General features: G+C 69.1%; 26 protein-coding genes, 1 tRNA gene and 2 pseudogenes. 23 read left to right on the top strand and 6 right to left on the bottom strand.

Annotated features, from left to right (window positions below; genetic code table 11):
* The first annotated feature begins 72 nt into the window (after positions 1–72).
* The 6 genes from cobD to AC2SGK_RS02500 all read left to right on the top strand — a co-directional run bounded on the left by cobD (position 73) and on the right by AC2SGK_RS02500 (position 4,161).
* A complete protein-coding gene (gene cobD / locus AC2SGK_RS02525; protein WP_488322026.1) occupies positions 73–1,035 on the top strand; it encodes a threonine-phosphate decarboxylase CobD in 963 nt (320 codons plus the stop codon).
* Between the two features lie 65 nt (positions 1,036–1,100).
* The gene (locus AC2SGK_RS02520; RefSeq protein ID WP_488322025.1) at positions 1,101–1,562 is read left to right on the top strand and encodes a hypothetical protein; all 462 of its coding nucleotides are present in this window, start codon (positions 1,101–1,103) and stop codon (positions 1,560–1,562) included.
* Between the two features lie 54 nt (positions 1,563–1,616).
* Complete coding sequence (ppk2, locus tag AC2SGK_RS02515) at positions 1,617–2,519, top strand: polyphosphate kinase 2 (protein ID WP_488322024.1); 903 nt, start codon at positions 1,617–1,619, stop codon at positions 2,517–2,519.
* Between the two features lie 12 nt (positions 2,520–2,531).
* The gene (locus AC2SGK_RS02510) at positions 2,532–3,389 is read left to right on the top strand and encodes a PhzF family phenazine biosynthesis protein (RefSeq protein WP_488322023.1); all 858 of its coding nucleotides are present in this window, start codon (positions 2,532–2,534) and stop codon (positions 3,387–3,389) included.
* Complete coding sequence (locus AC2SGK_RS02505) at positions 3,386–3,679, top strand: DUF1330 domain-containing protein (protein ID WP_488322022.1); 294 nt, start codon at positions 3,386–3,388, stop codon at positions 3,677–3,679. Before AC2SGK_RS02510 ends, AC2SGK_RS02505 begins: the two co-directional genes overlap by 4 nt.
* Positions 3,680–3,711: 32 nt before the next feature.
* Entirely contained in the window at positions 3,712–4,161 is a 450-nt protein-coding gene (locus tag AC2SGK_RS02500; protein ID WP_488322021.1) for a tellurite resistance TerB family protein, read from the top strand.
* On the opposite strand, the gene AC2SGK_RS02495 is transcribed toward AC2SGK_RS02500, so the two are convergent.
* Genes AC2SGK_RS02495 through AC2SGK_RS02485 form a run of 3 tightly spaced genes read right to left on the bottom strand, consistent with a single transcriptional unit; the run spans position 4,150 to position 7,501 of the window.
* The gene (locus AC2SGK_RS02495) at positions 4,150–5,445 is read right to left on the bottom strand and encodes an NAD(P)/FAD-dependent oxidoreductase (protein ID WP_488322020.1); all 1,296 of its coding nucleotides are present in this window, start codon (positions 5,443–5,445) and stop codon (positions 4,150–4,152) included. The genes AC2SGK_RS02500 and AC2SGK_RS02495 overlap by 12 nt on opposite strands.
* Complete coding sequence (locus tag AC2SGK_RS02490) at positions 5,442–6,797, bottom strand: glutamine synthetase family protein (RefSeq protein WP_408593331.1); 1,356 nt, start codon at positions 6,795–6,797, stop codon at positions 5,442–5,444. Before AC2SGK_RS02490 ends, AC2SGK_RS02495 begins: the two co-directional genes overlap by 4 nt.
* Positions 6,794–7,501, bottom strand: a complete 708-nt coding sequence (locus tag AC2SGK_RS02485) for a type 1 glutamine amidotransferase (RefSeq protein WP_488322019.1) — start codon at positions 7,499–7,501, stop codon at positions 6,794–6,796. Before AC2SGK_RS02485 ends, AC2SGK_RS02490 begins: the two co-directional genes overlap by 4 nt.
* Before the next feature lie 138 nt (positions 7,502–7,639).
* On the opposite strand from AC2SGK_RS02485, the gene AC2SGK_RS02480 reads away from it, so the two are divergent.
* From AC2SGK_RS02480 to AC2SGK_RS02455, 6 genes and pseudogenes are all read left to right on the top strand, one after another.
* Positions 7,640–8,785, top strand: coding sequence for an aminotransferase class V-fold PLP-dependent enzyme (locus AC2SGK_RS02480; RefSeq protein WP_488322018.1), 1,146 nt, complete (start codon positions 7,640–7,642; stop codon positions 8,783–8,785).
* 57 nt (positions 8,786–8,842) lie between these two features.
* The gene (locus AC2SGK_RS02475; protein ID WP_488322017.1) at positions 8,843–9,304 is read left to right on the top strand and encodes a GNAT family N-acetyltransferase; all 462 of its coding nucleotides are present in this window, start codon (positions 8,843–8,845) and stop codon (positions 9,302–9,304) included.
* A gap of 145 nt (positions 9,305–9,449) precedes the next feature.
* Positions 9,450–10,187: a calcium-binding protein gene (locus AC2SGK_RS02470; protein WP_488322016.1), complete on the top strand. Its 738-nt coding sequence runs from the start codon at positions 9,450–9,452 to the stop codon at positions 10,185–10,187.
* 346 nt (positions 10,188–10,533) lie between these two features.
* Positions 10,534–10,755, top strand: a pseudogene (locus tag AC2SGK_RS02465) (integrase core domain-containing protein); the annotation flags it as partial.
* 20 nt (positions 10,756–10,775) lie between these two features.
* A pseudogene (locus AC2SGK_RS02460) lies at positions 10,776–11,083 on the top strand (DDE-type integrase/transposase/recombinase); the annotation flags it as partial.
* A gap of 658 nt (positions 11,084–11,741) precedes the next feature.
* Positions 11,742–11,818: transfer RNA gene (locus tag AC2SGK_RS02455), tRNA-Arg, on the top strand.
* Positions 11,819–12,064: 246 nt separating this feature from the next.
* Here the strand turns inward: AC2SGK_RS02455 and AC2SGK_RS02450 are convergent.
* Complete coding sequence (locus AC2SGK_RS02450) at positions 12,065–13,126, bottom strand: SDR family oxidoreductase (protein WP_488322015.1); 1,062 nt, start codon at positions 13,124–13,126, stop codon at positions 12,065–12,067.
* A 190-nt stretch (positions 13,127–13,316) separates the two neighbouring features.
* Here AC2SGK_RS02450 and AC2SGK_RS02445 point away from each other — a divergent pair, with 190 nt between their 5' ends.
* From AC2SGK_RS02445 to AC2SGK_RS02410, 8 genes are all read left to right on the top strand, one after another.
* The gene (locus AC2SGK_RS02445; protein ID WP_488322014.1) at positions 13,317–13,658 is read left to right on the top strand and encodes a winged helix-turn-helix transcriptional regulator; all 342 of its coding nucleotides are present in this window, start codon (positions 13,317–13,319) and stop codon (positions 13,656–13,658) included.
* A 120-nt stretch (positions 13,659–13,778) separates the two neighbouring features.
* On the top strand, positions 13,779–14,924 hold the full coding sequence (locus AC2SGK_RS02440) for a hypothetical protein (RefSeq protein ID WP_488322013.1): 1,146 nt from the start codon (positions 13,779–13,781) through the stop codon (positions 14,922–14,924).
* A gap of 99 nt (positions 14,925–15,023) precedes the next feature.
* Complete coding sequence (gene fni / locus AC2SGK_RS02435) at positions 15,024–16,106, top strand: type 2 isopentenyl-diphosphate Delta-isomerase (RefSeq protein ID WP_488322012.1); 1,083 nt, start codon at positions 15,024–15,026, stop codon at positions 16,104–16,106.
* Between the two features lie 30 nt (positions 16,107–16,136).
* Positions 16,137–16,880, top strand: coding sequence for a fatty acid desaturase (locus tag AC2SGK_RS02430; protein ID WP_488322011.1), 744 nt, complete (start codon positions 16,137–16,139; stop codon positions 16,878–16,880).
* Positions 16,877–17,365 carry a sterol desaturase family protein gene (locus AC2SGK_RS02425; RefSeq protein WP_488322010.1) on the top strand — a complete coding sequence of 163 codons (489 nt, stop codon included), beginning with the start codon at positions 16,877–16,879 and terminating at the stop codon, positions 17,363–17,365. Before AC2SGK_RS02430 ends, AC2SGK_RS02425 begins: the two co-directional genes overlap by 4 nt.
* Positions 17,362–18,522 carry a lycopene beta-cyclase CrtY gene (gene crtY / locus AC2SGK_RS02420; RefSeq protein WP_488322009.1) on the top strand — a complete coding sequence of 387 codons (1,161 nt, stop codon included), beginning with the start codon at positions 17,362–17,364 and terminating at the stop codon, positions 18,520–18,522. Before AC2SGK_RS02425 ends, crtY begins: the two co-directional genes overlap by 4 nt.
* Complete coding sequence (locus AC2SGK_RS02415; protein WP_488322008.1) at positions 18,519–20,024, top strand: phytoene desaturase; 1,506 nt, start codon at positions 18,519–18,521, stop codon at positions 20,022–20,024. Before crtY ends, AC2SGK_RS02415 begins: the two co-directional genes overlap by 4 nt.
* Positions 20,021–20,950: a phytoene/squalene synthase family protein gene (locus AC2SGK_RS02410; protein ID WP_488322007.1), complete on the top strand. Its 930-nt coding sequence runs from the start codon at positions 20,021–20,023 to the stop codon at positions 20,948–20,950. Before AC2SGK_RS02415 ends, AC2SGK_RS02410 begins: the two co-directional genes overlap by 4 nt.
* Here AC2SGK_RS02410 and AC2SGK_RS02405 read toward each other — a convergent pair.
* Both AC2SGK_RS02405 and AC2SGK_RS02400 read right to left on the bottom strand, forming a co-directional pair.
* Entirely contained in the window at positions 20,932–21,807 is an 876-nt protein-coding gene (locus tag AC2SGK_RS02405; protein WP_488322006.1) for a polyprenyl synthetase family protein, read from the bottom strand. The genes AC2SGK_RS02410 and AC2SGK_RS02405 overlap by 19 nt on opposite strands.
* A gap of 170 nt (positions 21,808–21,977) precedes the next feature.
* A complete protein-coding gene (locus AC2SGK_RS02400; RefSeq protein ID WP_488322005.1) occupies positions 21,978–22,967 on the bottom strand; it encodes a LacI family DNA-binding transcriptional regulator in 990 nt (329 codons plus the stop codon).
* Positions 22,968–23,182: 215 nt separating this feature from the next.
* Between AC2SGK_RS02400 and AC2SGK_RS02395 the strand changes: the two genes are divergently transcribed.
* The 3 genes from AC2SGK_RS02395 to AC2SGK_RS02385 are packed head-to-tail and all read left to right on the top strand — an operon-like array spanning position 23,183 to position 26,314.
* The gene (locus tag AC2SGK_RS02395; RefSeq protein WP_488322004.1) at positions 23,183–24,220 is read left to right on the top strand and encodes an ABC transporter substrate-binding protein; all 1,038 of its coding nucleotides are present in this window, start codon (positions 23,183–23,185) and stop codon (positions 24,218–24,220) included.
* Positions 24,221–24,275: 55 nt separating this feature from the next.
* The gene (locus tag AC2SGK_RS02390) at positions 24,276–25,082 is read left to right on the top strand and encodes an ATP-binding cassette domain-containing protein (protein WP_488322003.1); all 807 of its coding nucleotides are present in this window, start codon (positions 24,276–24,278) and stop codon (positions 25,080–25,082) included.
* Entirely contained in the window at positions 25,079–26,314 is a 1,236-nt protein-coding gene (locus tag AC2SGK_RS02385) for a sugar ABC transporter permease (protein ID WP_488322002.1), read from the top strand. Before AC2SGK_RS02390 ends, AC2SGK_RS02385 begins: the two co-directional genes overlap by 4 nt.
* Positions 26,315–26,321 lie beyond the last annotated feature (7 nt).

Raw genomic sequence — 26,321 nt, 5'->3', positions numbered from 1 at the left:
CCGCCGCGACCGCCACGCATTGCCTGCGCGCGTCCCCTGCCCTAGCAAGGGCGCGGAACGACGGGGGGCGGCATGGCGCGCGATCACGGGGGCAATCTGGATGCGGCGGTCGCGCGCTTCGGGCCGGGGGACTGGATCGACCTCTCGACCGGGATCAACCGGCGGCCCTGGCCGGTGCCCGTCCTGCCCGATCACGCCTGGCGTGCCCTGCCCACCGCCGCGGACGAGGCGCGGCTGATCGACGTGGCGGCCGCATACCTTCGCTGTCCGCCCGAACGGGTGCTGCCCATGGCGGGGGCGTCGGCCGCGATCCAGATCCTGCCGCGCGTCGTCGCGCCGGGCCGGGCGGCGGTGCTGACGCCCAGCTACAACGAACACGCGGCCAGCCTGCGCGCGGCGGGCTGGCAGGTGAGTGCCGCCCCGGACATCGCCGCGATGGAGGGGGCCGATCTGGCCGTGGTGGTCAACCCCAACAACCCCGACGGCCGCGCGTGGAGCCCCGCGCGTCTGAGCGCGCTGGCGGGTCGGGTCGGCACGCTGGTCGTGGATGAGAGCTTCGCCGATCCGCGGCCGGACCTATCGCTGATCCCGGTCCTGCCCGAGAATGCCGTGGTGCTGCGCAGCTTCGGCAAGTTCTGGGGTCTGGCGGGGCTGAGGCTGGGTTTCGCGGTCGCGCGGCCGGACCTGCTGGCCGCGCTGCGCGAGGCGGCGGGGCCCTGGGCCGTGGGCGGTCCGGCCCTGGCCATCGGGGCCGCGGCCATGGCGGATGCGGCCTGGGCCGATGCGGCCGTGACCTATAACGCCGAGGCCGCGCTGAACCTGGACCGGCTGGCCCTGCGCGGCGGCTGGCGGCCCGTCGGGGGCACGCATCTGTTCCGCCTCTACGACACGCCCGATGCGCGCGCGGCGCAGGAGACGCTGGCCCGCGCACATGTCTGGACGCGGCGCTTTCCCTATTCCGACCGCTGGCTGCGCCTTGGCATTCCGGGCGACCGCGACGAGTTCGACCGGCTGGAGGCCGCGCTGCGATCCTGACCCGCCCTCTGGCGCAGGCGGCCCGGCTGCGCCATCCTGCGCCCGACACCGCCCGAGGAGACCCGATGCGCCTGCTGACGATGCTTGTGATGCTGGCCGCCGCGCCCGTGCTGGCGGATGCGCCGCTGGTGGTGCTGGACAGCACGCAGCTGCCCTTCGACCTGGGGCCGGGCCATCCCGCCAACAGCCCCGCCCGCCCCGGCAACGCGCCCCACTCCGCCTGGAACAGCGCCGGCAACACCGCCAATTCCGCGCAGGTCGCCGGCAACCGCCCCACCGACCCCGAGAACGAGCAGAGGGTGATCTTCACCGCAGACGGCTCGGTCGTGGGCTATTACGCGCCGAATGCCGGGGGGGTGCTGAACCTGTTCGACCTGTCGGGCCGACGCGTCGCCTATCGCCCCGCGCGCGGCACGCAGAGCCTGTTCACCACCGACGGCGCATGGTGCGGCACCGTGGACGGGCTGCGCGACGGCGGGATGGTGCTGGCGGTGACGCAGAATTGTGCCCGCCGCTTCCTGCGCTGACATGGAAATGTCGCACCCCGCCCCTAGATGCCTGTTCAGGACGCGGAGGGCTTGATGAGCGACTACAAGGACTGGCTGAGCGACGAGCTGCAGGACTGCCTGGACGAGGAGATGGAGCTGGAGATGGAGGATGCGGTCCTGTCGGCCGAGATCCGCCGCATCTATCGCAGCCATCACCCCGACCGGATGGACCGCCGGGTCTATTTCCGCGAGCTGCTGCGCCTGCAGTCCGAGCTGATCCGCCTGCAGAACTGGGTCGCCCATCATGGCGAACGCGTCGTCGTGCTGTTCGAGGGCCGCGACAGCGCCGGCAAGGGCGGCGTCATCAAGCGCATCACGCAGCGCCTGAACCCGCGCGTGGTCCGCGTGGTCGCCCTGCCCGCCCCGTCGGACCGCGAGAAGACGCAGTGGTACTTCCAGCGCTATGTGCCGCATCTGCCGGCGGGCGGAGAGATCGTGCTGTTCGACCGCAGCTGGTACAACCGCGCGGGCGTCGAGCGGGTGATGGGTTTCGCCACCGAGGACCAGGTCGAGCAGTTCTTCCAGGACGTCCCGGAATTCGAGCGCATGCTGGTCCGGTCGGGCATCCGGCTGGTGAAATACTGGTTCTCGATCACGGATGAGGAGCAGCAGATGCGGTTCCAGATGCGCATCCATGACCCGATGAAGCAGTGGAAGCTGTCGCCCATGGACCTGCAGTCCCGCGTCCGGTGGGAGGCCTATACCAAGGCCAAGGAGGACATGTTAGAGCGCACCAACATCCCCGAGGCGCCTTGGTACATCGTGCCCGGCAACGACAAGAAGCGCGCGCGTCTGAACTGCATCGACCACCTGCTGGGCCTGATCCCCTATGGCGACGTGGACCATGAACAGATCACCCTGCCCGACCGCGTCTTCAACCCCGATTATGAGCGCGACGCCGTCCCGCGGGAGCTGTATGTTCCCCAGAAATACTGAAACGGGGCGACGATGCTGGAATACCATGTCTATGACGTCTTTACCGACCGGGCCTTCGCGGGCAATCCGCTGGCCGTTGTCATGGGGGCCGACGCGCTGAGCACGCGGCAGATGCAGACCATCGCCCGCCAGTTCAACCTGTCCGAGACGATCTTCGTCATGGCGCCGCGCGACCGCGCCCACCGCGCCCGCGTCCGCATCTTCCTGCCGCTGGCGGAGATCCCCTTTGCGGGCCATCCCACCATCGGCTGCGCGCTGCACCTGTCGGCGGGCGACGGCGATCTGGTGCTGGAGGAGGAGGCCGTGCCGGTCCCGGTGACCATCCGCGACGGCCTGGCCGAATTCGCGGCCCCCGTGCTGCCGCAGCTGGGCGATGCGGTCGCGGCCGATCTGGCGGCGGCGGGTCTGGGCCTTGGCGTGGATCAGGTGGGCTTCGGCACGCACCGTCCGGTCGTAGCCCATGCGGGGCCGGCCTTCATCTTCGTGCCGCTGCGCGACGCCCAGGCCCTGGCCGATGCCCGCCCCGCGGGGGCCGCGTTCGAGACGCTGACGGCACGGGTCGGCAAGGTCTATGCCTATGCCCCCGACGGCGCGGGGTTCCGCGCGCGCATGTTCGCCCCCGGCAGCGGCGTCCCCGAGGACCCCGCCACCGGATCGGCCACCGCGACCCTTGCCGCGCCCCTTCTGGCTGCGGGCGTCCTGCCCGAGGGCGAGACGCAGCTGTCCCTGCGCCAGGGGGGCGAGATGGGGCGCCCCTCCCAGCTGGGCCTGCGCATCACCGTCAGCGGCGGCGCGCTGGCGCAGGTCCGCGTGTCGGGCCGCGCCGTTCCCGTGGCCCAAGGCCGCATCCGCATTCCGGAGGACACATGACCAAGGCCTATTGGATCGCCCATGTGACGATCGACGACCCCGACGCCTATGCCGCCTATCGCCGGGCCAATGCCGCCCCCTTCGCCGAATTCGGCGCGCGCTTCCTGGTGCGCGGCGGGCCGCAGCAGGTGGTCGAGGGCCAGGCCCGTCCCCGCAGCGTGGTGATCGAGTTCCCGTCGCTGGAGGCGGCACAGGCCTGTTACGACAGCCCTGGCTATCAGGCGGCCAAGGCGCTGCGCGAGCCGGTCTCTGCCGCAGATGTGATCATCGTCGAGGGCTGGCCCGGCTAGACCCCCGGGCCGCGCAGGGGCATCTTGCGCAGATGTTCATGGACCTTCTGACACGCCTGATGGGCGAGGCCCCCGCGCCGATCGACCGCGACGAGGCCGAGCTGGCCATCGCCGCGCTGCTGGTGCGCGTGGCGCGGGCCGACGATCATTACGATCAGGCCGAACGCGAGCGCATCGAACGGGTGCTGGCCTGTCGCGGCCTGACCCCGGATGCCGCGCGCGCCCGGCGGCTGCGCGCCGAGGCGTTGGAGGCCGAGGCCAGCGACACCGTCCGCTTTACCCGCCAGATCAAGGACCGGATCGCGCTGGAGGATCGTCGTGCCGTTCTGGCCGCGCTGTGGGAGGTCGCCTATGCCGACAGCAGCCGCGGCGCGGATGAGGACAGCCTGATCCGCCTGGTCTCCAGCCTGCTGGGCCTGACCGACCGCGATTCGGCAGAGATCCGGCAGCAGGTGCTGGCCCGGATGGGCCTAGAACCCTAGCCGGTCGCGCAGCCCGAACCACGCCATCCCCGCCACCAGCAGCGGCTTGCGCAGGGCCGCGCCCCCCGGAAAGGGCCGGGTGGGCACGGCGGCCATCGCGTCGAAGCGTTCGGCCCGGCCCGCCACCGCCTCGGCCATCAGCCGCCCCGCCAGCGTGGCCAGGGCCACCCCATGCCCGGAATAGCCGCTGGCCGACAGGCAGTTCGGCGCGGGACGGGTGAAATAGGGCATGCGGTTCATGGTGATGGCCAGCGTCCCGCCCCAGGCATGGGTCAGGGGCGTGTCGCGTAGCTGCGGATAGACCGACAGCAGATGCGGGCGCACCACCGCCGCGATGTCGCGCGGAAAGCGGTAGGTCACCGTCTCTCCGCCCCCGAAGACCAGCCGCCGGTCGTCATCGACGCGCCAGTAGTTCACCACGAATTTCGTGTCCGCCACTGCGATGCGGTCCGGCAGGATCTCGGGGTGGTCATCCAGCGGCGGGGTCGCGACGATGTAGTTGTTGATGGGCATGACCCGCGCGGCCACGCCCCGGTCCAGATCGCCCAGATAGCCGTTGCAGGCCAGAATGACGTGATCGGCCCGCAGCACGCCCTGATCGGTGCGGATGATGCTGGGCGCGCCATGGATCAGCCCGGTGACCTGCGCGCGCTCATGGATCACGACGCCCGCCTGCTGCGCCAGCCGCGCCATCCCCAGAGCCAGCGCCAGCGGCTGGACGTGCCCCGCGCCGCGGTCCAGATCGCCGCCGACATAGGCCGCGCTGCCCAGGGCCGCCGCCAGACCGTCGCGGTCCAGAGGCGTGACACGATCGTAGCCGTAATGCCGCGCCAGATGGTCGGCCATGTGGCGGGCATGGTCGACCTCCGCCCCGCTACGGCAGGCATGGGCGATGCCGTCGCGGACCGGCACGCCCGCTTCGGCGGCTATGCTGCGGACGGCGGCCTTGGCCTCCTCGGCCAGGTCCCACAGGCGGCGGGCCATGTCGGGACCGAGGTTCGCCTCCAGCCAGTCGACCTCCTGCCGCTGGCCCGAGCCGATCTGGCCGCCGTTGCGGCCCGATGCGCCAAAGCCCACGCGCTGCGCCTCCAGCACCCGGACCGACAGGCCCCGCCGCGCTAGATGCAGCGCGGCCGACAGCCCGGTATAGCCCGCCCCGATCACCGCCACATCCGCCCGCGCCTCGCCTCGCAGCGGCGGCAGCTCGGGCTGCGGCCCGCATTGATCGGCATAGAGGCTGGGCGGATAGGCCCCTAGCCTGTCGTTCAGGTGCAGCAGGTTCATACGTTCAGCAGCAGATGTTCGCGTTCCCACGGGCTGATGACCTGCAGGAACTCTTTGTATTCATTGCGCTTGACCGATTCGTAGACGGCGCAGAAATCCTCGCCCAAGACGCCGCGCATCGGCGCGCTCTCGGACATCAGGTCCAGCGCGTCGCCCAGGTTGTAGGGCAGCTCGTCCTCGGACATGTAGGCGTCGCCCAGGCATTCGGCGCGCGGGTTCTCGGCCTCCAGCAGGCCCAGATAGCCGCAGGCCAGGCTGGCCGCGATCCCCAGATAGGGGTTGCAGTCCATCCCCGCCAGCCGGTTCTCCAGCCGCCGCGCCTCGGGCCCCGAGATCGGCACGCGCAGGCCCGTGGTGCGGTTGTCGCGCCCCCATTCCAGGTTGATCGGCGCCGCGAAGTCCGGGACATAGCGGCGATAGCTGTTCACATAGGGCGCCAGCAGCGCGATGGCCGCGGGCAGGTGCTTCTGCATGCCGGCGATGAAATGCAGGAAGGCCGGCGTCTCGCGGCCCTTGTCGTCGGAGAAGATGTTCCGCCCCGTCGCCACATCCGTCACCGAATGGTGGATGTGCATGGCGCTGCCCGGCTCGCCCTCGATGGGCTTGGCCATGAAGGTCGCGAAGCAGTCATGGCGCAGCGCGGCCTCGCGGATCAGCCGCTTGAAGTAGAAGATCTCGTCGGCCAGGGCCACCGGATCGCCGTGGTTCAGGTTGATCTCGACCTGGCCCGCGCCGCCCTCCTGCAGGATGCCGTCGATCTCGAAGCCCTGCGCTTCGGCAAAGTCATAGATGTCGTCGATGACCTTGCCGTATTCGTCCACCGCGGACATGGAATAGGCCTGCTTCGCCGCAGCGCGCCTGCCCGTGCGGCCCATGGGCGGGATGATCGGCTGGTTCGGGTCGATGTTGCGCGCGACCAGGAAGAACTCCATCTCGGGCGCCACGACCGGGTTCCAGCCCTTGTCGCGATAGAGCTGCACCACGCGCTTCAGCACGTTCCGGGGCGCGATGGGCATGGGGTTGCCCTGCTGGTCGGTCGCGTCATGGATGACCTGGATGGTCCAGTCGGCGGTCCAGGGCGCGGCAGTGGCAGTGGAATAATCCGGCACCATCACCATGTCCGGTTCGGTGAAGGCGCCCGACGGGTTGTCGGCCCATTCCCCGGTGATCGTCTGCAGAAAGATCGAATTGGGCAGGTAGAACTGGTTCTGCCGCGCGAATTTCGACGCGGGCATGGCCTTGCCGCGCGCCACGCCCGCCATGTCGGCCACGATGCATTCGACCTCGTCCAGGCGGCGCCCGGCCATGAAGTCGCGCGCGGCCTGGGGCAGTTTCTCGGTCCAGTCGCTCATGCGGCACCTTTGTCGGGTCGCGCCAGGGCGCGGGGTTGCTTGAAGAAGGCCTCGATCCGGTCGGCCAGCACGGCGGCGCCGTCGGCCTGCCCCATGCGGGCCGCAGCCCCGGCCAGCAGGTCGTCCGGCACGACGCCCTTGGCGCGGGTGTCCATCAGGCCCTGGATGAAGTCGTCGCGGAATTCGGGATGCGCCTGCACGGTGAAGGCCCGGTCGCCATAGATCAGCGCGGCATTCTCGCAGAAGGCGTTGCGGCCCGCGACCTGCGCCCCCGGCGGCAGGGCCACGACCTGGTCCTGGTGCCAGGCGTTCAGCGTGACGGGCTGGCCGCCGAAATCGTAATCCTGCGCGCCCACGGCCCACCCGCCGGGATGCTTGACCACCGTGCCGCCCAAGGCCTGCGCGATGATCTGGTGGCCGAAGCAGATGCCGACCATCGGCACGCCTGCGTCATGGGCGCGGCGGATGAACGCCTCCAGCGGCGGGATGAAGGCGTGATCCTCATAGGCGCCGTGGCGCGATCCGGTCAGCAGCCAGCCGTCGGCGTCGTGGATGTCGTCCGGAAACGCCATCCCCTCGACATGCCAGGTGGTGAAGGTGAAGCCGCGACCGTCCAGCAGGCGCATGAACATATCGGGATAGTCGCCCAGGCTCTGCTTCAGCTGCGCCGGCGACTGGCCGCATTGAAGGATGCCGATCCGCATGGAAAACCTTGATGTTGCTTGCGCCCGAAGCCTAGTCGCCCCGCGGGGGGCGCCGCAAGGGGGGCGTTTGCGGCTTTTGGCGGTCTGGCCGGGCCGCGCTGCAGGCGCTAGGCTGCCCGCAAACGGAAAGGATGCCCCATGCCCCATCAGCGCCCCGAGATCGACCCGGACGGGCTAGACGAATTCTCGGTCGTGTTCACCGACCGGTCCCTGAACCACATGTCGAAACGCTTTCAGCAGGTCATGCGCGACCTGTCGGCGGGCCTCTGCGAGGTCTATGGCGCGGCCCATGCCGTGATCGTGCCGGGCGGCGGCAGCTACGGCATGGAGGCCGTCGCCCGCCAATTCGGGCGCGACGCCCATGCGCTGATCGTCAGGAACGGCTGGTTCAGCTATCGCTGGAGCCAGATCTTTGACGCGGGCGCCTTTGCGCGCGAGGTAACCGTGGTCAAGGCCCGCCCGCAGGGGAACGCGCCCCAGCCCGCCTATGCGCCGCCCCCCATCGACGAGGTCGTGGCCCGCATCCGCGAGACGCGCCCCGACGCGGTGTTCGCGCCCCATGTCGAGACCTCGGCCGGGCTGATCCTGCCCGACGACTACATCGCCGCGCTGGCCGATGCCGCGCATGAGGTGGGCGCGCTGATGGTGCTGGACTGCATCGCATCGGGGGCGGTCTGGGTGGACATGGCGGCCACCGGCGTGGACGTGCTGATCTCTGCCCCGCAGAAGGGCTGGTCGGCATCGCCCGCGGCGGGCCTGGTCATGCTGTCGGAGCGTGCCGCCGAACGGCTGGAGACGACGACCAGCGACAGCTTCGCGCTGGACCTGAAGAAATGGCGCGCGATCATGCAGGCCTATCTGGACGGCGGCCACGCCTATCACGCAACCATGCCCACGGACGCGCTGCTGGGCCTGCGCGACGCGATGGAGGAGACCCGCGCCATGGGGTTCGACGCCGCGCGCGACGCGCAATGGCGGCTTGGCCGGGCGGTGCGCGAGGCGCTGGCCGCGCGCGGCATCCGCTCGGTCGCGGCAGAGGGCTTCCAGGCGCCGGGCGTGGTGGTCGGCTATACCGACGATCCGGAGGTGAAATCGGGCCGCGCCTTCGCGGCGCAGGGCACACAGATCGCGGCGGGCGTGCCCCTGGCCGTGGACGAGGGGGCCGATTTCTCGACCTTCCGGATCGGGCTCTTCGGTCTGGACAAGCTGGCCGATGTGGACGGCACCGTGGCGCGGCTGTCGCCGGTGCTGGACCGGGTGCTGGGCGGCCCCCGGACCGTTTGACCTGCGCGTCAGGTCGGGCTAGTGCCCGGCCTGACACCATTTCCGACAGGACCCGACATGACGCTGACGATCGCCGCGGAAAGCCCGCTTGGGGCGGATCTGGACCAACTGTTCCAGCGCCACACCGCCGAGATGCATGCCGACACGCCCCCCGAATCGATCCACATGCTGCCCAAGGAGGCGCTGGCCGATCCGGCCATCCGCTTCCTGGTCATCCGCGACGCGGGCCAGCCCGTCGCCATGGGCGCCGTGAAGGCGCTGGAGCCGGGTTCGGCCGAGGTGAAGTCCATGCATGTCCTGGCCGAGCATCGCGGCCGCGGCCTGTCCCGCATGCTGCTGCGCCGCATCATCGAGGACGCCCGCGCGGCCGGGTTGCAGCGCCTGTCGCTGGAAACCGGGGTCCAGCCGGGCTTTCTGGCCGCCCGCGGCCTCTATGCGCGCGAGGGCTTCACCGAATGCCCGCCCTTCGGCAGCTATCGCGCGGACCCGAACTCGGTCTTCATGACGCTGCTGCTGTAAGGGCGCATGCCCAAGACCCAAGACCCAAGACCCAAGACCCAAGACCCAAGACCCAAGACCCAAGACCCAAGACCCAAGATTCACATGATGTCGCACCCGCGCCAAGCATGACCTGCACGGCGGCGTGAGAGGCAGGGGCGGTCACATGGGCTATGAATTGGCGTTCATCGTCAACTGGCTGATCTTCGGCGGTCTGACACTGCTCTATGCTGACCCGTTCGACCTGTTCGGCGGCGATGACGACCCGAAGGCCGAAGACCCCGTCGACACGACCGGGGAGGCCCTGATCGGAACCGATGCCCCCGAGACCCTGACGGGAGGCCATCTGGACGACGCCCTGATCGGGCTGGGCGGCTACGATCTGCTGATCGGCGGCGCCGGGAACGACGGGATTGAGGGCAATACCGGAGACGACACGCTGCGCGGCGGCAATGGCGATGACCTGCTGGCCGGGGGCGCTGGCACCGATCTGATCGAGGGCGGCGCGGGCAACGACGTGCTGTCCAGCGACCGGCTGGACGACGACGCCCAGTGGGAGCGTGGCTGGGAGGAGACGCTTTCGGGCGGCGACGGCGACGATGCGCTGTTCTTCCTGGGCGATGACATCGCGATCGGCGGGGCGGGACAGGACGTCTTCTCGATGATCGTGGCGCCCGAGGGCGGCCTGGCATCGCTGCGCGACTACGACCGCGAGGCCGACCGCATCACGCTGCACGCGACGTTCGACGCCGACAGCCCGCCAGGGGTCGGCGTCAGCGCCGATGCTGTCTCGGGCATCACGACGGTGCTGCTGAACGGCCGGGCGGTGATGGAGGTGCGGGGCGTATTCACCGCCGCGCAGGTGGACGTGGGCCTGCGGCAGACCGATGAGCTGCCCTTCTGAGCGCGTCACTATCGCTTTCAAATCCTCCGCGACCGTTGCCAAGACCGGTTGGCGCGGCACCGTAGCTCAGCTGGATAGAGCAGCCGCCTTCCGGTCAGATCATGCCGCCTCGCTCACCATTGCTGACGGTTGTATCATCTGAGAAAATCAGCGCCTCCGCTTGATCGGCGCCGCCGTTGGATGCCATGTAATTGCATCGTCGATTGCATTGAGGTCGTCATGGCAAAGCACAAAATGACCTTCACCAAAGGCCCCATTCCGCGCTCGGATACCAGATCTCCGCAGCCTACGCCGCCCAACTTGTCGCAATGGGCGATCGGCTCCACGAAACAGAGGCGTTCCACTGATCGCCCATGCCCGCGATCTGATCGCGGCCTGGGTCACCGACTACAACACCGCGCGGCCCCACTCGGCCCTCGGCTACCAGACCCCCGCAGGCTTTGCTCTGCACCTGACCACCGCAATCGCCCGTCCCGCTGCACGCGATGAGGGTTCCGCGCGCCGGGCGATTGCTCAACCCACGCCGAAAGGCGTAAATCAGCTACCGGCTCCGGTCGCGGCTGGATGAAAGTTCAGTGGCAGGTCAGCGTCTACCGCATCTATTGCGCGCTGGAACTGAACCTGCGGATCAACCCCGCAAGCGGCTGAAGCGGGACAAACCGGAGGCTCTGGCCGTGCCGGATGCGCCAAACATGACCTGGTCGATGGATTTCATGGCTGATCGCTTCGGCGATGGCCGCCAGTTTCGGCTGCTGAACGTGCTGGACGACTTCAACCGCGAAGGTTTAGCCATCGAGGTCGACTTTTCGCTGCCAGCGGAGCGGGTCATCCGAAGCCTTGACCGGATTATCGAGTGGCGTGGCAAGCCCGGAACGATATCGGTGGCATCACACCCGCCATGAAACTGAAAATGGCCGCGTGAATTCTACAGATGCATCCCGCTAAGAATGGGGGGATTACCCGAGGACGTGTTCCGCGCCTATCGAACGGCGAACATGGCACAATGGCGCGGTGTGCTTTGCACTCTCGTCTCGCCCGTGTTGCCCAATGGTTACTGATCAAGAAGACGAGTTTGCAGTTCGGGGTATTCTCACGGGCGGGCGAGTGCGTCGCGCGAGCGCTCGGCAGGCCAGACGGCTGGCTCGGCCATGACTACGCGAAGACGCGCCTGGAAATGGCCGAGGAGGCCGCAACGGCGAAGAGCGTTTACATTTTCCTCGTCGATTACCTTGCGGCCTGTGACAGTGGCATCGGCGCGAAGGCACGGTAACGTCCGCCGAATTGTTCCTTGCGATGAAAAGCACGCTTCGCGACCTGTCAAACCTGATCTCGATGAAAGACGTGCCGGGGAACGCGCGGGCGGCATCGCGAGTTTCTGGCTCGCCGCGTGGTTCTCGTCGTGCATGACCTTGGGGCATTGGCCGGGGTCACGTTCGTAGATGGTCCCGTCTCGACAGTCCCTGAACAAGCATCGTTGCTTGCGTAAATGGAGGATCAGCGGTCGCGCCTCCCACCTTGCCCAACCGCGACTGACCGTTTAAACGTCAACCCCGTGGCCCCGTAGCTCAGCTGGATAGAGCATCCGCCTTCTAAGCGGATGGCCGCACGTTCGAGTCGTGCCGGGGTCGCCATTTGCATCGCAATTGCATAGTGTCAAAAATAGACGATAAAAACGCTTGTAACCTAATCGGTTAGAGCAAGGGACCAGCGACCTTCCAAGCGGCGGGTCGGGGGTTCAAGTCCTCCCGGGGTCGCCATGACATCCGCCCATGCAGCGCGAGGCAGACGCCCCCGTCAGGTGGCTTGCGGACCATCGCGAAAGCTGCGCTTTCGGATGCCGCGCCGGTCCATCGGGACCGGCACCGCACCCGCCGGCATCACGGGATGATGCGGTCGGCGCGCAGCCGCGCGAACAGATCCATGAAGGCCGCGTCCGTCGCCTGATAGCCGGTGAAGCCCATACGGCGGCTTTTCGACATGTCCGTCACCACCTCGATCGGCCGGCCCAGATCGGCGTCCGTGTGCCAAGGCGAGGCCAAGCGCGACAGGTCGGCCTCGACCAGGCCGTGGCGCGCGGCGATCTGGGCCCAGACCGAGGCGTCGTCCTTCATCTGCGTCTCCAGCGGACGGGGCGTGCCGTCAAAATCCTCGGCCGCGATCCCGAAGGCGTCGGCGATGCGATGCCACATCCACTTCCAGCGGAACACGTCGCCGTTGACGATGTTGAACGCCTCGTTACGGGCCGCGGGGGTCCCGGCGGCCCAGATCACCTGCCGCGCCAGCTGGCGCGCGTCGGTCATGTCGGTCAGCCCCTCCCACTGCACGGCCGAGCCGGGAAAGCGGAAAGGCCGCCCCGTCTCACGGCAGATCGTGGCATAGACGGCCAGGGTGGTGCCCATGTTCATCGTGTTGCCGATGGCCTTGCCGATCACGGTATGCGGGCGGTGCACGCTCCAGCCGAAGCCGTCGCGGGCGGCGGCGGCGAAGACCTCGTCCTCCTGCGCATAGTAGAAGTTCGCGACGTCCAGCCGGCCCTGATCCTCGCGGAAGGGCGTCTGCGGCAGCCGGCCCTGGCTATAGGCCTCGAACGGCCCCAGGTAATGCTTCAGCCCCGTGACCAGCGCGACATGCCGCACCGATCCCGCGGGCCTCACCGCATCCAGGACGTTGCGCACCATGGCGCCGTTGACGCGGATGTTCTCGGCCTCGGTCGGCATCCTCAGCCACGAGGTCAGGAAGACATGCGTGGGCGCGATCCCGTCCAGCGCGCGGGCCAGGCCCTGCGGGTCCAGCAGGTCCGCGGCCACGGGCAGCACGCCGGGCTGATCCTGCGGCCTGCGGCTGAGGCCGTGGACGGTCCAGCCCTCCTCCACCAGCTGCGCGGCGATCGCGCTGCCCTGAATGCCGGTACCGCCGACGACGAGTGCGGTTCGTGTCATCCTGTCTCTCCGTTCCGATGCTCACCCGGCGAGGTAGGCGCTTGCGATCCGCGCTTCCAGAAGGCACCGTTCCGGGACGTAGGAACCCGGAGATGACCACCCGTGAGCGAAGACCCGTCCGATCAGGAATGGCGCGAGGACTGCGCCCCCCCGCCGCGTCCTGGACCTGTTCGCGACCAAATGGACCAGCATGATCCTGCACACGCTGCACGCCCGCCATCAGGGCGCGGCGCGGACCGGCGTCCTTCACCGCAGCCTGCCCGGCATTTCCAAGAAAATGCTGGTCCAGACGCTGCGCGACATGGAGGCCAGCGGACTGATCACCCGCCATGTGGAAGGCACCGTGCCGCCGGCGGTCGAGTACCGCCTGACGGCCCTAGGAACGCGCTTCGTCGATTTGGTGGAGCGGGTCTATGACTGGGGGCGCAGCAATGCGGATGCGCTGGATCTCTTGGGCGAACGGTCGACCTCGCGGCGTCGGATGTCGGGCGGTGCCACGGGTTGGCGGCCCGGCCCGGACTCCACGAACTGACGCCGGGCAAACGGGCAACCGGAGCCGTTAACGTAACTTTTTCATGGACATCGGCGGGGTGACTGTGCTTGCGTCGGGATCGAAGACATCACGCGAATTTCAACTTGCAGGATATTCACAGTGACCGACCCCATCCAATCCGGCCGCTGCGCGATTATCTATTTCATCGATCCGCCGCATCTGATCTCGCCCGCCATTCCGCTGCTGCTGTCGATCAGGCGCCACCATCCCGAGGCGACGGTGATCCCCTACACCCCAAAGGATCGGCTTCGGGACATACCCGAGCGGGTCAGGGCCTTCCACGAACGGATGGGCGCGCCGATCCGCGAGCTGACGCAGGAGCTGGCCTTCAGCCGCAAGCGTTACGACAAGCCCTATCTGCACGGCAACAAGCTGCTGGCAGCGGCCGAGGAGCGCGACACCGAATTCGCGATCTTCTTGGACACCGACACCTATCTGGCCCGGCCGCTGGACGCCGAGGCGCTGCTGTCGCCCGACCATGTGGCCGTGGTGCCCGAATCCGTCGCGGGATTCGCGCGGCGCTTCATCGAGATCTGGGATGCGACCTATGCGATCTTCGGCCTGACCACCCCGGTCGAGCGGGTCCGGATGCTGCGCACCGACCGCGAGCATCCGCCCTATTTCAACGCCGGAATGGTGGCCTTCCCCGAGGTCGCGCCTTCCGGTCAGCGGTTCGGGGCGCTGTGGCTGGACACGGCCATGACGATCGACTTCGACCCCTCGGTCGATGACGAGGCCAAGCGGCCATGGCTGGACCAGGCATCGCTGCCGGTCGCCATCGCCCGGTCGGGGGCGCGCTTCCGCGAGCTGGATCGGGCGCACAACTATCCCGTCGATGGCACGGACTTTCCGCCGCGCGAGGATGTTCGGCTCTATCACTATCACGGCATGGAGCGGCTGGAGGAGGCCGGGCACACCGCCGAGATCGAGGATCTGCTGGTCGGCAGCGGCCTGTTCCGCTCGCTGGAGCATTTCCTGGAACCGCTGCGCCGCAAGCGCGAGGAGGCCGCCGTCTACTGGAAGCAGATCGGCGACGAGGCTGAGGCGCGGCGTGTCATCAAGAAGCAGATGGAGGGCGTCGAGCGGTCCGGGCTGAGCCCGTTGAAGCGCCAGATCCAGCAGTCCAAGGCGCGCGAGGTCGCGCTGCGCCAGACCTGCGCCGAGATCGTCGAGGAGGTCTTCTACGATGACGGCTGGCTTCAGGCGGCGAACACCCGGACGATGAAGGCCGCGGGCCGGGGCTGAGGCCGGGCTGCGCCGCGACAGTTCGCCCCCTTGGAACGGGGGCTGGAAGGCGGCAGCCATTGGCGCGATAGTCGGGCAACCCTAACGAATGGCCATTCCATGACCGAGATCTCGCGCCGCAAGTCCGACCATCTGAGGATCGTCGCCGAAGGGCGCGGCGCGCAGGACCGGCTGGACAGCGGCTTCGACGCCATCCGCTTCCGGCACCTGGCCCTGCCGGAGCTGGACATGGCGCGGATCGACTGCGGCACGCGCTTCCTGGGGCGGGCGCTGGATGCGCCGCTGCTGATCTCGGCCATGACCGGCGGCCCGGAGGAGGCCGAGGCCATCAATATCCACATCGCCGAGGCCTGCGCCCATCACCGCATCGCCCTGTCGGTCGGCTCGCAGCGCATCGCGGTCGAGGCGGGCGGCCATGGCGGCCTGGGCGCCAGCCTGCGCGCCCGCGCGCCCGACATCCCGATCCTGGGCAATATCGGCGCGGTGCAGCTGAACTACGGCTTCGGCCCAGATCAGGCCGCCCGCGCGGTCGAGATGATCGGCGCCGACGCGCTGATCCTGCACCTGAACCCGCTGCAGGAGGCGATCCAGGAGGGGGGCGATCGCGACTTCTCGGGCCTGCTGGACAAGATCGCGGCGCTGGTCAGTGCGCTGCCCGTCCCCCTGGGCGTCAAGGAGGTCGGCGCGGGCCTCTCGGCCCCCCTTGCCCGGCGCCTGACCGAGGCGGGCGTCATCATCCTGGACGTGGCCGGCGCCGGCGGCACCAGTTGGGCGCGGGTCGAGGCCGAACGCGGCCCGGCCCGCCTTCAGGCGCTGGCCGCGCCCTTCCATGACTGGGGGATCCCCACCGCGGCGGCGCTCCGCGCGGTCGCGCCGAAGATGCGGCCGGGTCAGGTCCTGATCGGATCGGGCGGCGTGCGCCACGGGCTGGACGTGGCGCGGGCCGTCAGGCTGGGGGCCGATCTGGCCGGACAGGCCGCGGGCGCCCTGCCCGCCGCCCGTCACAGCACCGAGGCCCTGGTCGCGCATCTGGACGATGTCGTGACCCAGCTGCGCATCGCCATGTTCTGCACCGGATCGGCCGATCTGGCGGCCCTGCGCCGCGCGCCGCTGCTGGAGCGCGACGCGGGCGGCCAATGGTCGCAAGCATCGGGGATGGAAACCGGCGATGCGGGGCTGTAGCCTGCCGCCATCGCCGGTCCGGGGGACACCATGAGCGCGAATGCCCTGCCCAAGGCGGAACTGACCGTCACCAGCCTGGCCGTGTCCGGGACCATCATCCTGGCCTGGCTGGCCCTGCACGTCCACACGCTGTGGTTCCTGGACGCCGCGGCCCATCCGCTGCTGGCGGCGGCAAGCTTCGCGGGCCTGACCTGGCTGTCGGTGGGGCTGTTCATCATCGCCCATGACGCGATGCACGGATCGGTCGTGCCGGGCCATCCGCGCTGGAACGCGCGGATCGGGCAGCTGGTCCTGTGGCTCTATGCCGGGTTCTCGTGGCGCAAGATGATCGTCAAGCACATGGCCCACCACCGCCACGCCGGCACCGATGACGACCCCGATTTCGACCATGGCGGGCCGGTCCGCTGGTACGGCCGCTTCATCGGCACCTATTTCGGCTGGCGCGAGGGGCTGCTCCTGCCGGTGATCGTCACGACCTATGCGCTGATCCTGGGGGATCGCTGGATGTATGTGGTCTTCTGGCCGCTGCCCTCGATCCTGGCCTCGGTGCAGCTGTTCGTCTTCGGCACCTGGCTGCCGCACCGGCCGGGGCATGATGCCTTTCCCGACCGCCACAATGCCCGGTCGTCGCGGGTCAGCGACTCGGTGTCGCTGCTGACCTGCTTCCATTTTGGCGGCTATCATCACGAACATCACCTCTATCCCACCGTGCCGTGGTGGCGCCTGCCGCGCACCCGTGCCAGGGCGGACCGGAAGAAAGGGACCCCCGCATGACCAATCTGCTGATCGTCGTCGCCACCGTGCTGGTGATGGAGCTGATGGCCTATTCCGTCCATCGCTGGATCATGCACGGCCCCCTGGGCTGGGGCTGGCACAAGTCGCACCATGAGGAGCATGACCACGCGCTGGAGAAGAACGACCTCTATGGCGTGGTCTTCGCGGTGATCGCCACGATCCTGTTCACGGTGGGCTGGATCTGGTCGCCGGTCCTGTGGTGGATCGCGCTTGGCATGACGGTCTATGGCCTGATCTACTTCGTGCTGCATGACGGGCTGGTCCATCAGCGCTGGCCCTTCCGCTACATCCCCCGGCGCGGCTATTTCCGGCGTCTGTATCAGGCGCACCGGCTGCATCACGCGGTCGAGGGGCGCGACCATTGCGTCAGCTTCGGCTTCATCTATGCGCCGCCGGTCGACAAGCTGAAGCAGGACCTGAAGAATTCCGGCGTCCTGCGCGCCGAGGCGCAGGAGCGGTCGTGACCCCCGACATCCTGCTGGCCGGGGCGGGCCTGGCCAACGGGCTGATCGCGCTGGCGCTGCGGGCCGCGCGGCCCGACCTGACCGTGGTCCTGCTGGACGGGCGCGACGGACCGTCGGACGGGCATACCTGGTCCTGTCACGATCCCGACCTGTCGCCCGCCTGGCAGGCCCGCATCCATCCGCTGCAACGCGGGCGCTGGTCGGGCCAGCAGGTGCGCTTTCCCACCCACGCGCGCATGCTGCGCACCGGATACGGCTCGCTGGACGGGGCGGCGCTGGCGCGGGCGGTGACCGATGCCGGGGCCGAAATCCGCTGGAACAGCGCCATCGGCGCGCTGGATGCGAAGGGCGCGACCCTGACCGACGGCACCCGCATCGCCGCGCCCTGCGTGCTGGACGGGCGCGGTGCGCAGGCCACCCCGCACCTGACCGTGGGTTTCCAGAAATTCGTGGGCATCGAGCTGGAGACCGACGCCCCCCATGGCGTCGCCCGCCCGATGATCATGGACGCGACCGTCACGCAGGAGGACGGCTACCGCTTCATCTATCTGCTGCCCTTCACCCCGACGCGCATCCTGATCGAGGATACGCGCTATTCCGATGGTGGCGATCTGGATGACGACGCGCTGGCGCAGGCGTCCCACGACTATGCCCGCGCGCAGGGCTGGACGGGCCGTGAGGTGCGGCGCGAACGCGGCATCCTGCCCATCGCGCTGGCCCATGACGCGGCGGGGTTCTGGGACGATCATGCCGCGGGCGCGGTGCCGGTGGGCCTGCGGGCGGGGTTCTTTCACCCGGTCACCGGCTATTCGCTGCCCTATGCGGCGCAGGTCGCGGACGTGGTGGCCGCCCTGCCCGGCCGGCCCACCACCGACGCGGCCCGCGCGGCCATCCGCGATTACGCCCTGGGGCGCGCGCGTCAGGACCGGTTCCTGCGCCTGCTGAACCGCATGCTGTTCCGCGGCTGCCCGCCCGATCAACGCTATACGCTGCTGCAGCGCTTTTACCGCATGCCCGAGGGGCTGATCGAGCGGTTCTATGCCGGGCGCCTGACCGCGGCCGATCAGCTGCGCATCGTCACCGGCAAGCCCCCCATCCCCATCGGCACGGCGCTCCGCTGCCTGCCCGAACGCCCCCTTCTGAAGGAAGACGCATGAACGCCCATTCGCCCGCAACCAAGACGGCCATCGTGATCGGAGCAGGCTTCGGCGGCCTGGCCCTGGCCATCCGCCTGCAATCGGCGGGCATCGCCACGACCCTGGTCGAGGCCCGCGACAAGCCCGGCGGGCGGGCCTATGTCTGGCACGATCAGGGCCATGTCTTCGACGCGGGCCCCACCGTCATCACCGACCCCGATGCGCTCAAGGAGTTGTGGGCGCTGACCGGGCAGGACATGGCGCGCGACGTGACGCTGATGCCGGTCTCGCCTTTCTATCGGCTGATGTGGCCGGGCGGGAAGGTGTTCGACTATGTGAACGAGGCCGATCTACTGGAGCGCCAGATCGCCCAGTTCAACCCGGACGACCTGGAGGGATACCGCCGCTTTCGCGATTACGCGGAGGAGGTGTACCAGGAGGGCTATGTCAAGCTGGGCACCGTGCCCTTTCTCAAGCTGGGCCAGATGCTCAAGGCCGCGCCCGCGCTGATGAAGCTGGAGGCCTACAAGTCGGTCCATGCCAAGGTCGCGACCTTCATCAAGGACCCCTATCTGCGGCAGGCGTTTTCGTACCACACGCTGCTGGTGGGCGGGAATCCCTTCTCGACCAGTTCGATCTATGCGCTGATCCACGCGCTGGAGCGGCGCGGCGGAGTCTGGTTCGCCAAGGGCGGCACCAACCGGCTGGTCGCGGGCATGGTCGCGCTGTTCGAACGGCTTGGCGGGCAGATGCTGCTGAACGCCAAGGTCGCGCGGATCGACACGGACGGGCCGCGCGCGACCGGCGTGACCTTGGCGGACGGGCGCGCGCTGACCGCGGACATGGTCGCCAGCAACGGCGACGTGATGCACAACTATCGCGACCTTCTGGGCCATACCGCCCGCGGGCAGAGCCGTGCAAAGTCGCTGGACCGCAAACGCTGGTCCATGTCGCTCTTCGTGCTGCATTTCGGCCTGCGCAAGGCGCCCAAGGACGTGGCGCATCACACCATCCTGTTCGGCCCCCGCTACAAGGAGCTGGTGAACGAGATCTTCAAGGGCCCGAAGCTGGCCGAGGATTTCTCGCTCTATCTGCATTCGCCCTGCACGACCGACCCGGACATGGCGCCTCACGGCATGTCCACGCATTACGTCCTGGCCCCGGTGCCGCACCTGGGCCGGGCCGAGATCGATTGGGCGGTCGAGGGGCCGCGCTATGCCGACCGCATCCTGGCCAGCCTGGAGGAGCGGCTGATCCCCAATCTGCGCGCCAACCTGACCACGACGCGCATCTTCACCCCGTCCGATTTCGCCACCGAGCTGAACGCCCATCACGGCAGCGCCTTCTCGGTCGAGCCGATCCTGACGCAATCGGCCTGGTTCCGGCCGCATAACCGCGACAAGACGATCCGCAACTTCTACCTGGTCGGCGCGGGCACCCATCCGGGCGCGGGCATTCCGGGCGTCGTGGGTTCGGCCAAGGCCACGGCCCAGGTGATGCTGGCCGACCTGGCGGACGCATGAGCGATCTGGTCCTGACCTCGACCGAGGCGATCACCCAAGGGTCGCAGAGCTTCGCCACCGCCGCCAAGCTGATGCCGCCCGGCATCCGCGAGGATACGGTGATGCTCTATGCCTGGTGCCGCCATGCCGATGACGTGATCGACGGTCAGGCCCTGGGCAGCCGCCCCGAACTGGTGGACGACCCGCGGGCGCGGCTGGCCGATCTACGCGCCGACACGCTGGCGGCGCTGCAGGGCGACGGCCCGGTGACGCCGCCCTTCGCGGCGCTGCGCGCGGTGGCGCGGCGGCACGACTTTCCCGATGCCTGGCCCCTGGACCTGATCGAGGGCTTTGCCATGGATGTCGAGGCGCGCGATTACCGCAGCATCGACGACGTTCTGGAATATTCCTATCACGTCGCGGGCATCGTCGGCGTCATGATGGCCCGCGTGATGGGCGTGCGCGAGGATGCCGTCCTGGACCGCGCCTGCGATCTGGGGCTGGCCTTTCAGCTGACCAACATCGCGCGCGACGTGATCGACGATGCGGCCATCGGGCGCTGCTATCTGCCGGGGGACTGGCTGGATGAGGCGGGGGCAAGCATCGACGGTCCGGTGCCGTCGCCCGGACTCTACGGCGTGATCCTGCGGCTGCTGGACACGGCAGAGCCCTATTACGCATCGGCCCGCGTGGGTCTGGCGGACCTGCCGCCGCGTTGCGCCTGGTCCATCGCCGCCGCGCTGCGCATCTATCGCGCCATCGGGCTGCGCATCCGCAAGGGCGGGCCCGAAGCCTATCGGCAGCGGATCAGCACCTCCAAGGCGACCAAGGTCGCGCTGCTGGGCGTCGGAGGGTGGGATGTCGCGCGCTCACGCCTGCCGGGGGCGGGCGTCACGCGGCAGGGCCTGTGGACCCGGCCGCATCACGCTCAGGCGCGCACGCCATAGGGCAGGACACGCTCCAGCAGGGCCGCGATCTCGGGGGCCTGCAGGCGCTTGCTGCGCAGCATCGCGTCCAGCTGCGCTCGGCTGGCCTCATAGTGGCGCGACACGTTCTGCATGTCGGCCACGGCCAGCAAGCCGCGCTTGGGTCCCGGCGCTGCGGCGTCGCGGCCCACATCCTTGCCAAGCGCCGCCCGGTCGCCGATCACGTCCAGCAGGTCGTCATAGGACTGGAACACCCGGCCCAGCTGACGGCCGAAGGCGATCATCTGATCGCGGTCCTCGTCGTCGAAATCCTTGACCACGGCCAGCATCTCCAGCCCGGCGATGAACAGAACGCCGGTCTTGAGGTCCTGCTCGCGCTCGACACCGGCGCCGCTCTTGGCGGCATGCAGGTCCAGGTCCTGGCCCGCGCACAGACCCTGCGGCCCCAGGGCGCGGGTCAGGATGCGCACCAGCTGCGCGCGCACCGCGCCGGACGCGCCGCGCGCGGTGGCCAGCACGGCCATGGCCTCGGTGATCAGGGCGATGCCGCCCAGCACGGCCCGGCTCTCGCCATGGGCGACGTGGGTGGCGGGCTGGCCGCGGCGCAGCGCGGCATCGTCCATGCAGGGCAGGTCGTCGAAGACCAGCGAGGCCGCATGCACCATCTCGATGGCGCAGGCGGCATCGACGATCGTCTCGCAGACCCCGCCGGACGCGTCCGCCGCCAACAGCAGCAGGTTGCCCCGGAACCGCTTGCCCGAGGACAGCGCCGCATGGGACATGGCCGCGCCTAGCGGCGCCGATACGGCGCCGAAGCCCGCGGCGATCTCGTCAAGTCTGGTCTGCAGCAGAATGGAGTGGTTGACGTCTCGTCTCATCAGTGCCTTCGCGCTTGGGTTCTGACCGGGCGAGAGGGCGGCGCGGCAGGCCGACGTACCCTCCACCGTCAACAACCCCCATGTTGGAACGGTTCGGGGGGGATTGCACGCCTTTTCGACAGGGCCGTGATGCCGCGCGGCATTTTGTCGTGGCCCGGCGGCGCCTCCGCTCAGCCGGTGCAGCGCATCAGGCAGGGAACCAGCGTGGCCGCGGGGGCCAGGTCGCGCGCACCGATCATGTCGAAGACGCGGGTCAGCATCGTGCCGACATCCTGCTCGACCATGCCGACATTGCCCGGCAGCCGCGCCGCGAAGGCGTCCCAGTCAAAGCAGCCATAGCGCACCGGCCCCGCCCCCTGCGGCAGCTCCGCCATCCAGCGCACCACCCCCTCCAGCGCGATGGTCGAGTTCACGAACAGCCCCACCGGCCCGTCGGGGCACCACCCCGCCAGCGCCTGCGCCACCTTGTCGGCGGAGTATCCGGGCATCATCCGGTGATCCTCGGGCACCGCGATCCCGCGGCGGTCATGTTCGGCCAGAAAGCCCCGCAGGCGCGCGGCGGTGTTGTGATCGCCCGGCCGTCCACCGACAAAACGCAGCGGCCCCGGCGCGTCGCAGCGGTCCAGGATCACCGCCGCCAGCGCCTGCGCCGCCGCGAAGTTGTCCGAGATCACCGACGGCGCCGCCGTCCCCGGTAGATCGAGGTTGATCGACTGCACCCCCGCCGCCGCGCAGAAGCCGCTGATCCGGTCCGGGTCCGTGGCGCCCGTCGCGATCACGCATTCCGCCTGCCATGAGACCAGTTCCTTGGCGGCCTCGAACTCCAGCTCGGGGTCGCGCTGCGTGCAGGTGACCACGGGAAAGAACCCCCTGGTGCGGGCTTGGGCCTCGAACCGTTCGGCGATCTGTCCGAAATAGCGGTTGTCGTATTTCGGGACGATCATGCCGACGATATGCGAACGCTCCCGGCGCAGCAGGCTGGCCTGGCTGTTGACCGCATAGCCCTGCTCCTCGGCCAGCGCCTTGACCCGCTCGGCCAGGCGCTGGCTGATTCGCCGCTTCTGCCAGGTGCCGTTCAGGATCGCGCTGACCGCACTGGGCGAGGCCCCGGCCAGCTGCGCCAGGTCGTAGATGGTCGTGCGCCGTGAATCCCTGTCCATGACCTGTCCCTTTCGTCAGGGCCGATCCGGCCCGCAAATGCCATATTGACTTGGTGCAACCGATGTAGCAAGTTTGCGCAATCGGTTGCGCTTGGTCGCGTCGCCGATGGCGCATTGGAGGATGTGCGGGAGGAGGACCCGCGGCGACCCGGCGTGACCGGCGGCGCGCGGCCCTTCCTGCGGCGGGTGAAGGCCCTGTTGAGGAGGAAGACAGCATGACCAGGATCACGTCGCTTGCAGCGACTTCGGCATTGGCGCTCGGCCTTGCCGCGACCGGGGCGGCGGCGCAGACCGTCGCCTTCCTGATGCCCGACCAGGCATCGACCCGCTACGAGGAGCATGACTGGCCCGGCTTCCAGGCCGCCATGGCCGAGAAATGCCCCGACTGCACGCTGATCTATCAGAACGGTAACGGCGACGTGGCGCTGCAGCAGCAGCAGTTCAACTCGGTCCTGGCGCAGGGCGCCACGGTCGTGGTGCTGGACCCGGTCGACTCGGCCGCGGCCGCAGCCCTGGTCGAGATCGCGCGCGCCCAGGATGTCCGCGTCATCGCCTATGACCGGCCAATCCCGGACACGCCGGCCGATTTCTACGTCTCGTTCGACAACGAGGGCATCGGCTATGCCATTGCTCAATCGCTGGTCGAGCATCTGCAGGCCCAAGGCGTGCCCGAGGGCGCGGGCGTGCTGCAGATCAACGGCTCTCCCACGGATGCGGCGGCGGGGCTGATCCGCGACGGCATCGACCGCGCGCTGGACGCCTCGCCCTACAAGACGCTGTCGGAATACGACACGCCGGACTGGGCGCCCCCGCGCGCGCAGGAATGGACGGCGGGCCAGATCACCCGCTTTGGCGACCAGATCACCGGCATCGTCGCGGCCAATGACGGCACCGGCGGCGGCGCCATCGCTGCGCTGAAGGCCGCCGGCACCGACCCCCTGCCCCCGGTGACCGGCAACGACGCCACAATCGCCGCGCTGCAGCTGATCATCGCGGGCGATCAGTACAACACCATCTCCAAGCCCTCCGAGATCGTGGCGGCGGCCGCGGCCGACGTGGCCGTCCAGCTGCTGAACGGCGAGACGCCCGAACCCACGACCGAGCTCTACAACACGCCCTCGCAGCTCTTCGTCCCCGAGGTCGTCACCCGCGAGAACATCAAGGAGGTGATCTTCGACGGCGGCATCCAGACCGCCGAGGAGGTCTGCACCGCCGAATACGCGGATGCCTGCGCCGAGCTGGGGATCCAGTGACGCCCGCGCGCGGCGGCCCGTGCCGCCGCGCGTCCCCGCGCCCAGAGAGGTCATCATGTCCAGAAAACCCGAAAGCCCCGCCAAGGGCGACCTGATCCTGCGCCTGCGCGGCGTGGGCAAGCAGTTCGGCGCCGTCACCGCGCTGGACGACATCGCCCTGGACGTCCATGCCGGAGAGGTCGTGGCCCTGGTCGGCGACAACGGCGCGGGCAAGTCCACGCTGGTCAAGGTGCTGGCCGGCGTCCACCAGCCCACATCGGGCACGATCGAGTATCTGGGCCGGCCCGTGACGCTGGACAATCCCGGCCGCGCGCTGGAGCTGGGCATCGCCACGGTCTTTCAGGACCTGGCGCTGTGCGAGAACCTGGACGTGGTCGCGAACCTGTTCCTGGGCCACGAACTCTCTCCCTGGCACATGGACGAGGTGCAGATGGAGGTCCGCGCCTGGACCCTGCTGCAGGAGCTGGCGGCGCGCATCCCCTCGGTGCGCGAACCCATCGCCTCGCTCTCGGGCGGGCAGCGGCAGACGGTGGCCATCGCGCGCTCTCTGCTGCTGGACCCGCACATCATCATGCTGGACGAACCCACCGCGGCTCTGGGCGTCGCGCAGACGGCCGAGGTGCTGAACCTGATCGAGCGGGTGCGCGACCGCGGCCACGGGGTTATCCTGATCTCGCACAACATGGAGGACGTGCGCGCGGTCGCCGACCGCATCGTCGTCCTGCGGCTTGGCCGCAACAACGGCGTCTTCACCGCCGAAAGCTCGCATCAGGAGCTGGTCGCCGCCATCACCGGCGCCAGCGAGAACTCGGTCTCGCGCCGGGCGGCGCGCAAGATGGACATCATGGAGGGCCAGTCGTGACCCAGCCAACCCAACTCGACCGCGCCGACAGCCGGGTCCGCCACGACGCGGGCATCGCGGGCGCGCTGCGCGGCTTCGTCGATCAGGTCCGTTCGGGCGACTTGGGCATGCTGCCCGTGATCGTCGGCCTCGTCATCATCTCGACCGTGTTCACGGTGCTGAACCCGGTCTTTCTGGCGCCGAACAACCTGGTCAACCTGCTGTTCGACGCGGCCGCCGTGGGCTTCATCGCGCTCGGCGTGGTCTGCGTGCTGCTGCTGGGAGAGATCGACCTGTCTATCGGCTCCATGAGCGGCCTGGCCTCGGCCATCACCGGGGTGCTGTGGGTCAATGCGGGCATGCCCCTGCCGGTCACGATCCTGGCCGTCGTGGCCACCGGGGCGGCGGTCGGGCTGATCTACGGCTTCCTGCGCAACCAGTTCGAGATGCCGAGCTTCGTCGCCACGCTGTCGGGACTGCTGGCGCTGCTCGGAGCGCAGCTCTACCTCCTGGGGCCGACGGGGTCGATCAACATGCCCTTCACCTCCTCGCTGGTGCGCTTTGGGCAGATCCTGATCCTGCCGGGCTGGGCCTCCTATCTGGCGGCACTGCTGCCGGGCGCCATGATCGTGCTGGGCGCGATCCGCACCAACCGCCGCCGCAGCGCCGCGAACCTCTCGGCCGCGGGCCTCAGCATCGCGCTGGCCAAGGCGGTGCTGCTGACCGCGGCGCTGATCTTCGCGGTCTGGTATCTGGAGCGCGGCCGCGGCGTGCCGCTGATGTTCGGGATCTTCGTGCTGGCGGTCGCCGCGCTGAACTATGCGCTGACGCGGACGCAATGGGGCCGCTGGATGTTCGCGGTGGGCGGCAATGCCGAGGCCGCGCGCCGCTCGGGCATCAACATCCGCCGCATCCGCCTGTCGGCCTTCGTCATCTGCTCCAGCCTGGCGGCGCTTGGCGGGGTCTTCGCGGCGGCGCGCCTGGCCTCGGCCAGCCAGCAGGCCGGCACCGGCGACGTGAACCTGAACGCCATCGCGGCGGCGGTCATCGGCGGGACATCACTCTTCGGCGGGCGCGGATCGGCCTGGTCGGCGCTGCTGGGGGTGCTGGTCATCATGGCCATCTCGAACGGGCTCACGCTTCTCAATCTCAGCTCGTCGCTGCGCTACATGATCACGGGGGCGGTGCTGGCCATCGCGGTGATCGTCGACTCGCTGGCGCGACGCTCCCGGGCCAGCAACGGCCGGGCCTGACGGAAAA

It is taken from the genome of Paracoccus sp. NIOT.M2S5SZ12 (assembly GCF_057748165.1).
The sequence above is the reverse complement of the archived record's forward strand: the minus strand, read 5'-3'. Positions and strand labels throughout refer to the sequence as shown.